This window comes from Shinella zoogloeoides (genome assembly GCF_003574625.1).
Taxonomy (GTDB): Bacteria; Pseudomonadota; Alphaproteobacteria; order Rhizobiales; family Rhizobiaceae; genus Shinella; species Shinella zoogloeoides_A.
The window spans coordinates 132,462-138,702 of record NZ_QNUJ01000014.1 but is presented as its reverse complement, the minus strand read 5'-3'; the positions used below and the strand labels follow the sequence as shown (position 1 = coordinate 138,702).

Here is a 6,241-nt window from a genome sequence, read left to right as displayed (position 1 = left end):
CGTTGCCGCCGCCGCCGCCATTACCGCCGCCCTGGCTGCCGCCATTGCCGCCGTTGCCGCCGCCGCCACCGTTACCGCCGCCCTGGCTGCCGCCATTGCCGCCGTTGCCGCCGCCGCCACCGTTACCGCCGCCCTGGCTGCCGCCATTGCCGCCGTTACCGCCGCCGCCGCCGTTACCGCCGCCCTGGTTTCCGCCATTGCCGCCGTTGCCGCCGCCGCCACCGTTACCGCCGCCCTGGCTGCCGCCATTGCCGCCGTTACCGCCGCCACCGCCATTGCCGCCGTGGTTGTCACCGCCGTGGCCGCCGTTACCGCCACCACCGCCGTTACCGCCATGGTTGTTGCCGCCGTTGCCGCCGTTACCGCCGCCACCGCCGTTGCCGCCATGGTTGTTACCGCCGTGGCCGCCGTTACCGCCGCCACCGCCATTGCCGCCGTGGTTGTCGCCGCCGTGGCCGCCATTGCCGCCGCCGCCGCCGTTACCGCCGCCGCCATGCCCATGCCCGTTTCCGTGGCCATCGCCGTCGCCATTACCGCCGTGGTGGCCACCATGGTGACCGCCATGGCCGCCGTGGCCGCCATTGCCACCGTGGTGGCCGTGATGGCCACCGTGATGACCATGATGACCGCCGCCGTTACCGCCGCCGTCGCCATCGCCGTCACCATCGTCGCCATTGTTGCCGGGGGTGGCAAGGCGGCCGGCGAATGAACCGCCGCTGCTTTCAGGAAGGGTGACGAAGGTTGTCGCTAAGGCGGTGCAAGCCGTCAGTTCATTCTTGAAACGCCGCTGTACCTGCCGCAATGCGGCCATATCGCCGGAGGCGAGGGCTGCTTCGCAGGCGCTTTCAGCACGGTCCTGCCGTGTTGTCTGGGCGTCGGCATTGAAAGCATAAAGGCCAACGCAGGCCGCAACTGTAGTTGCGGAGAATAGGATTCTACGCGAAAACATGACTAATCCTCTCAGTGTTGCTTGGTAATGAGGAGCGCCGCCTTCTATTTCGTGTGGCGTTAACGTTACATTAGCCACCTTTAATGGAAAATTCAATTTCTTAATCAGGAGTTGCTAAAAAGGAAATGGAATTTTTACTATGAAAAAGTCATGAAATATTTTTTGGATTATCTTTTTTACTATAAATATTAGGGTGCACTTTTTCATGTCTATCTTCGGGCGCGGCGCGCATTATTCCACGTATTTTCCCTTAATATATTAAATTAAAAATATATAATATATAGCAATGTTAACGGGCGGAGAACCTGTCCGGCCCGTCCGCCACCGAAAAGCTGTGAAGGGGTCTTGATTCAATGTATATCTAAATTAGACTATTGTAATGTTTTTGGATGGAGAGCTGGAGGCGGATGGAAATCGTGCCGGAATCTCGAACGAAAAACGGCGGCTTTCCCGACTCACTACGGTCCCGGACGCGGCCGGGAAGAGGGGTTTTGGCGGGGTTCTGTTCCCTGCGAAACAGCGCGAAGATGCGTTCCTGCTTATTCTTAACAGGCTGTTAACCCGATCACCGCTATTTCTGGGGACATGGATCGGCTCGTCTCTCTTGAAAGACGTGCTATGATTCGACCAGGAAGCGGGATCCGCCCTCGGGCGCGCCGCTTCGGCAGGGAAAGGTGCGATGTTCCGGATACCGGACGGCCGCCAGACACATTCCCGTGAAAGGGAAACTTCTGGTCCCGTATCGCCGTTTTCCACCCGTATGCGACAGGGATGACGATGCGCTCCTGCCGCGTCCGGGTGACGGAACCGGAGGCACCGGCCCGTTCAAACGGGCAGGGTGAGATTTGTAGGAGTACTTCATCCGTCTCGATTCTTCTCTTGGAGGCGAGAATGGCAGACGTGGTACGAATGAGCGAATGGCGCACGCGAATGCCGCGGCGCGAGGCCGCCCGCCCGGAGGCGCCGGCAAAGATCCTTCTTTTTACCGGCGTGCGCTACGAGCGCCTGACGCCGGCCATGATCGCGCCCCGCGGCAAGACCGCAAAGCGCGGCGCCCAGGATACGGCCCGCCGGCCCTGAAGCGGCCCTGGGCTGTCGATGCTCGCCCGCGCCTACTGGTCGGGCGTGAAGGGCTCGCAGCTTGCGTCTGCAAGAAAGCCGTCGGCGGCTTTCCGCCGGCTCTCCGTCGGCACGAAGGTGCGCAGCACCGCATAGCCTTCCTCTCCCCGCATCTCCACGAGGATTGACTGCTCCAGTTCCGGCGGCACCGCCTTGCGGATGCCGATGAGCTGGATGGGCGTCGCGATCAGCGTATCGAGCGCGCCCGAGACCGACGTGCGGTCGTTCATGCTGAAGACCTCGTTTGAGGCCTCGTCATAGACGGCGAGCGACCAGAAGGGCACGTTGCCTTCCGCATAGAGGCGGATCGGGCCGTTCTCGACCGAAAAAGTGCAGACGGAGGTCTCCATCGCCGGGTCGTCGTTGATCGGCGCCAGCGTGTCGCCGGGCTTTTCCGCCAGCTTGTAGAAGCGGTTCGCCTCGCCGAGGCTCTGCACGCGCGTATAGGCGTCGCGGCCGGTAAAGCTCGGCAGCGAGAGGATGATGACGATATGCAGCAGCGCCGCGCCGATCAGGCCGATGGCAATGGCGTAGAGGAAGCTACGCATCGGCGCAGTCCAGCCGCTTGATGCCGGGCATGGCAAGGTCGATGACGCCGGAGCTGCCGGCCGTCGGCGTGTCGAGGAGGGTCATGACGAGCAGGAACGAGGCCCGGCCCTCCGGCACGGCGAGCCAATTGCCGGGCATGGCGGAGGAGGCGATATCGATCGAGAAGTCGCCGTCGGCGCCGCGCAGCACCGACCAGGCGTTGATGCCCGTCGGCAGGTCCGGCCGCGCGCCGGCGAGCGGATTGCCGCGTGCGTCCGTCGCATGCAGCGTCCACAGGCGGGCTGGCGGGGTGATGCCGGTGATCTCGTAGCGGCAGTTCTCGACCAGGGTGCGGCGGTCGCTGTCCGTCGCGGCGGTGAAGACGAGGCCCTCCGCCCCGCCGAGCAGCAGCTTTCCATCGCGCGCGCGGTGCGCCTTGGCATAGGGGTCGGCATCCACGGTCTGCGCCGCCGGGAAGGCCGTCCACGGCCCGAGCGTGATGGCGCCGAAGCCGACCGTTGCCCTGAGGGCATAGATCGAGCTCAGGATGCCGAGGCCGAAGGCGACGGCGAGCGCTGTGGCGATGACGAGGGGCGTGCGGAACAAGACGATCGGACCGTTGGAGTAAGCTGGAGTTTGTCAGGGAAAGTGGACCCCGGTTTTCCCGACAAGACAAACGAAAACAAAAAGCAATTCCGGCAGAAGTGCGAAGCGGTCTTGCGTCCGGAACTGCGTCGAAACGAAGAGATAGAGCGTTTTTGCGATTCGGAGAAACGCGGAAACGCTCTATCCGTCACTCTGTCCGCTTCACGGAAGCCCCGTCAAGCGCGGCCACGCGGCCATCGGCCTTCAGGGGCGTTGCCTCGCCGAGCTGCCGGGCGATGTCCTTCAGGAGCCGGGTGACCTCGGAGGAGAGCGAACGGGGACGAACGAGCGCGGGCAGCGGATTGTCGTCGCTCGGCGCCTTGGCGGTCTCGGTGGCCTTCTTGCCGTCCGGCAGCGGATTTTCGATGCCGGGAATGGGGCGAAGCTCGATGCCCTGATGGGCATAGTCCATCAGCCGCTTGAAGGTCATGGCCGGCAGCGAGCCGCCCGTCATGTTGTTGGTCGAGGTATAGTCGTCGTTGCCGAACCAGACGGCGGCCGTGTAGTTGCCGGTGAAGCCGACATACCAGGCGTCGCGATAGGCCTGCGTCGTGCCCGTCTTGCCGCCCGAGACGATGCCGCGGTCGAGCGCGCCGCGCCGCGCCGTGCCGTTGACCGGGATGGTGACGAAGATTCGGTTCATCGAGCTGTTCGCCTGTTCGGAGAGCACCCGCCTTGCCGGCACCTCGTCGCGGCCGAAATCGTAGAGGATCTTGCCGTCGTAGTTGAGGATCTGGCTGATGCCGTGGCGGCGCGACTGCATGCCGTCGGCGGGAAAGACGCCATAGGCCGTCGCCTGGTCGAGCACGGTCAGCTCCGAGGTGCCGAGCGGCATGGTCTTGTCGGTGCGCAGCGGCGTTTCCACACCCATTTCCTTGGCCATCTCCGCGATGCGCTTGGTGCCGAGCTTGTCCTTGGCAAGGCGCACCGGCACGGTGTTGATGGATTTCGCCATGGCGGTCATCAGCGTGATGCGGCCGGCATAGCTGCGGCCGTAGTTCTGCGGCGACCAGCCGCCCCAGCTGATCGGCGCGTCGACGATGGTCGTCTCCGGCGTCATGCCGGCCTCCATGGCGGCGGCATAGGTATAGGCCTTGAAGGAGGAGCCCGGCTGGCGGAGCGCCCGGGTGGCGCGGTTGAACTGGCTTTCGCCATAGTCGCGCCCGCCCACCATGGCGCGCACCGCCCCGCCGTTCTCCATCATCACCAGCGCGCCCTGCTTGACGCGGTAGCTCTCGCCATACTGGCGAAGGCCGCTCTCGATGGCCTCCTCGGCGGCGGCCTGCAGGCCCATGTCGATGGTCGTGCGCACGATGAGCGAATGCTGGGCGAAGGGCCTTGCGATGCGCTGCACCTCGTCGAAGGCCCAGTCGAGGAAGAAGTCCGGCGCGGTCTTCTCGTTGCGGTCGATGACGCTCGCCGGATTGCGCCGCGCGGCGATCACCTGGCCCTCGGTCATCAGGCCGCCCTGCACGAGGTTGCTCAGCACCTCGTTGGCGCGGGCGCGCGCCGCCGGCAGGTTGACATGCGGGGCATAGCGGGCGGGCGCCTTGAAGAGGCCGGCCAGCATGGCGGATTCAGCAAGGTTCACATCCGTCACGTTCTTGCCGAAATAGAACTGCGCGGCCGCCGCCACCCCGAAGGTGCCGCCGCCCATATAGGCGCGGTCGAGATAGAGCCGCAGGATTTCCTTCTTGGAAAGGTTCGCCTCCAGCCACAGCGCCAGGAACGCCTCCTTGATCTTGCGCTCGATGGTGCGCTCGTTGGAGAGGAACAGGTTCTTGGCGAGCTGCTGGGTGAGGGTGGAGCCGCCCTGCACGACGCCGCCGGCGCGCGCGTTCTCGTTCATGGCGCGGGCAAGGCCGAGGAAGTCGATGCCGAAATGGGTGAAGAAGCGGCGGTCCTCCGTCGCCAGCACCGCCTTGATCAGGTGGTCCGGCAATTCGTCGATGGGAACGGAATCCTCGTGGATGATGCCGCGATGGCCGATCTCGTTACCGTAGCGGTCGAGGAAGGTGACGGCGAAGTCGCTCTGGTTGCGCCAGTCGCCCTTGGTCTCCTCGAAGGCGGGCAGCGCCAGCGCCAGCAGCAGCACGAAACCGGCGCTGCCAAGGTTCATGCCCTCGCCGGCGACCTCGAAGGCGGCCTTCTTCCAGCCTTTGACGTGAAAGCGGCGGGAGAAGATGGTGATCTCCTCCCAGATCTCCGCCGCGCGAAAGCCGGCGTTCCAGACCGTGGAGTCGATCCAGGAATCGATGCGCAGGAAGATGTGCCGCTTGCGGCGGCGGGGTTTTTCGGGCTTCTGGCTGTCGTCTTCCACGATCGCATACCTTGTGACGGGATGGGTGACGGGACGGCCCGCAGCCTGCCCGGGTCTGGTTAACGTCCTGTCACCAGCGGTTTATTCGGCCACGATATCAGCCTTTTGACGACAACAGAACGGATTTTGCGGGGAAGGGCGCGGGGGTAAGGGCCTTGACCTTTGGCCGCAAGGGGTTCAGGGGTCGGGCATGACGACCGATACTGCGGAAAAGCCCGGCGACCTGCCGTTCTGGAAGACCAAGACGCTTGCCGAGATGAACGACGCGGAGTGGGAGAGCCTGTGCGACGGCTGCGGGCTCTGTTGCCTCAACAAGCTGGAGGACTGGGATACCGGCGAGATCGCCTGGACCTCCATCCGCTGCGTGCTGCTCGACGGAGAGAGCTGTCGCTGCTCGGACTACGAGAACCGGCAGGCGACCGTGCCCGACTGCATCCGCCTGACGGTGGAGAGCGTCGCCGAAATCTCCTGGCTGCCGCCGACCTGCGGCTACCGCCTCATCCGCGACGGCCACGACCTCTACTGGTGGCACCCGCTCGTCTCCGGCGATCCCGACACCGTGCACCAGGCCGGCATCTCCGCGCGCGGGCGCACCGTCAGCGAGGAGGGCATCGACATCGACGACTACGAGGACTACCTCGTGACGTGGCCGCTGGAAGTGGGCGAGGGCAAGTAGCCGC

At 64.7% G+C, this 6,241-nt stretch carries 6 protein-coding genes; 3 read left to right on the top strand and 3 right to left on the bottom strand.

Translation table 11 applies throughout. From position 1 onward, the window contains the following. A partial coding sequence (locus tag DSD28_RS26100) for a hypothetical protein (RefSeq protein ID WP_205536232.1) occupies positions 1-709 on the top strand: 709 nt, incomplete at its 5' end. A 1,131-nt stretch (positions 710-1,840) separates the two neighbouring features. Further along, positions 1,841-2,029, top strand: coding sequence for a hypothetical protein (locus DSD28_RS23840; protein WP_119258917.1), 189 nt, complete (start codon positions 1,841-1,843; stop codon positions 2,027-2,029). Between the two features lie 32 nt (positions 2,030-2,061). Here DSD28_RS23840 and DSD28_RS23835 read toward each other — a convergent pair whose 3' ends face one another. From DSD28_RS23835 to DSD28_RS23825, 3 genes are all read right to left on the bottom strand, one after another. Next, positions 2,062-2,616, bottom strand: coding sequence for a DUF1254 domain-containing protein (locus DSD28_RS23835; protein WP_119258916.1), 555 nt, complete (start codon positions 2,614-2,616; stop codon positions 2,062-2,064). Next, complete coding sequence (locus DSD28_RS23830) at positions 2,609-3,202, bottom strand: DUF1214 domain-containing protein (protein WP_119258915.1); 594 nt, start codon at positions 3,200-3,202, stop codon at positions 2,609-2,611. The genes DSD28_RS23835 and DSD28_RS23830 overlap by 8 nt, the downstream gene beginning before the upstream one ends. 187 nt (positions 3,203-3,389) lie before the next feature. Next, entirely contained in the window at positions 3,390-5,564 is a 2,175-nt protein-coding gene (locus tag DSD28_RS23825; RefSeq protein WP_119258914.1) for a transglycosylase domain-containing protein, read from the bottom strand. Between the two features lie 187 nt (positions 5,565-5,751). On the opposite strand from DSD28_RS23825, the gene DSD28_RS23820 reads away from it, so the two are divergent. Further along, positions 5,752-6,237 (top strand): YcgN family cysteine cluster protein, encoded by a 486-nt coding sequence (locus tag DSD28_RS23820; RefSeq protein ID WP_119258913.1) that lies wholly within the window; start codon positions 5,752-5,754, stop codon positions 6,235-6,237. Positions 6,238-6,241 lie beyond the last annotated feature (4 nt).

Bases quoted from the DNA above. Each gene is read 5' to 3' on its own strand.
- DSD28_RS23835 (WP_119258916.1), bottom strand. From the start codon at position 2,616: ATGCGTAGCTTCCTCTACGCCATTGCCATCGGCCTGATCGGCGCGGCG.
- DSD28_RS23820 (WP_119258913.1), top strand. From the start codon at position 5,752: ATGACGACCGATACTGCGGAAAAGCCCGGCGACCTGCCGTTCTGGAAG.
- DSD28_RS23840 (WP_119258917.1), top strand. From the start codon at position 1,841: ATGGCAGACGTGGTACGAATGAGCGAATGGCGCACGCGAATGCCGCGG.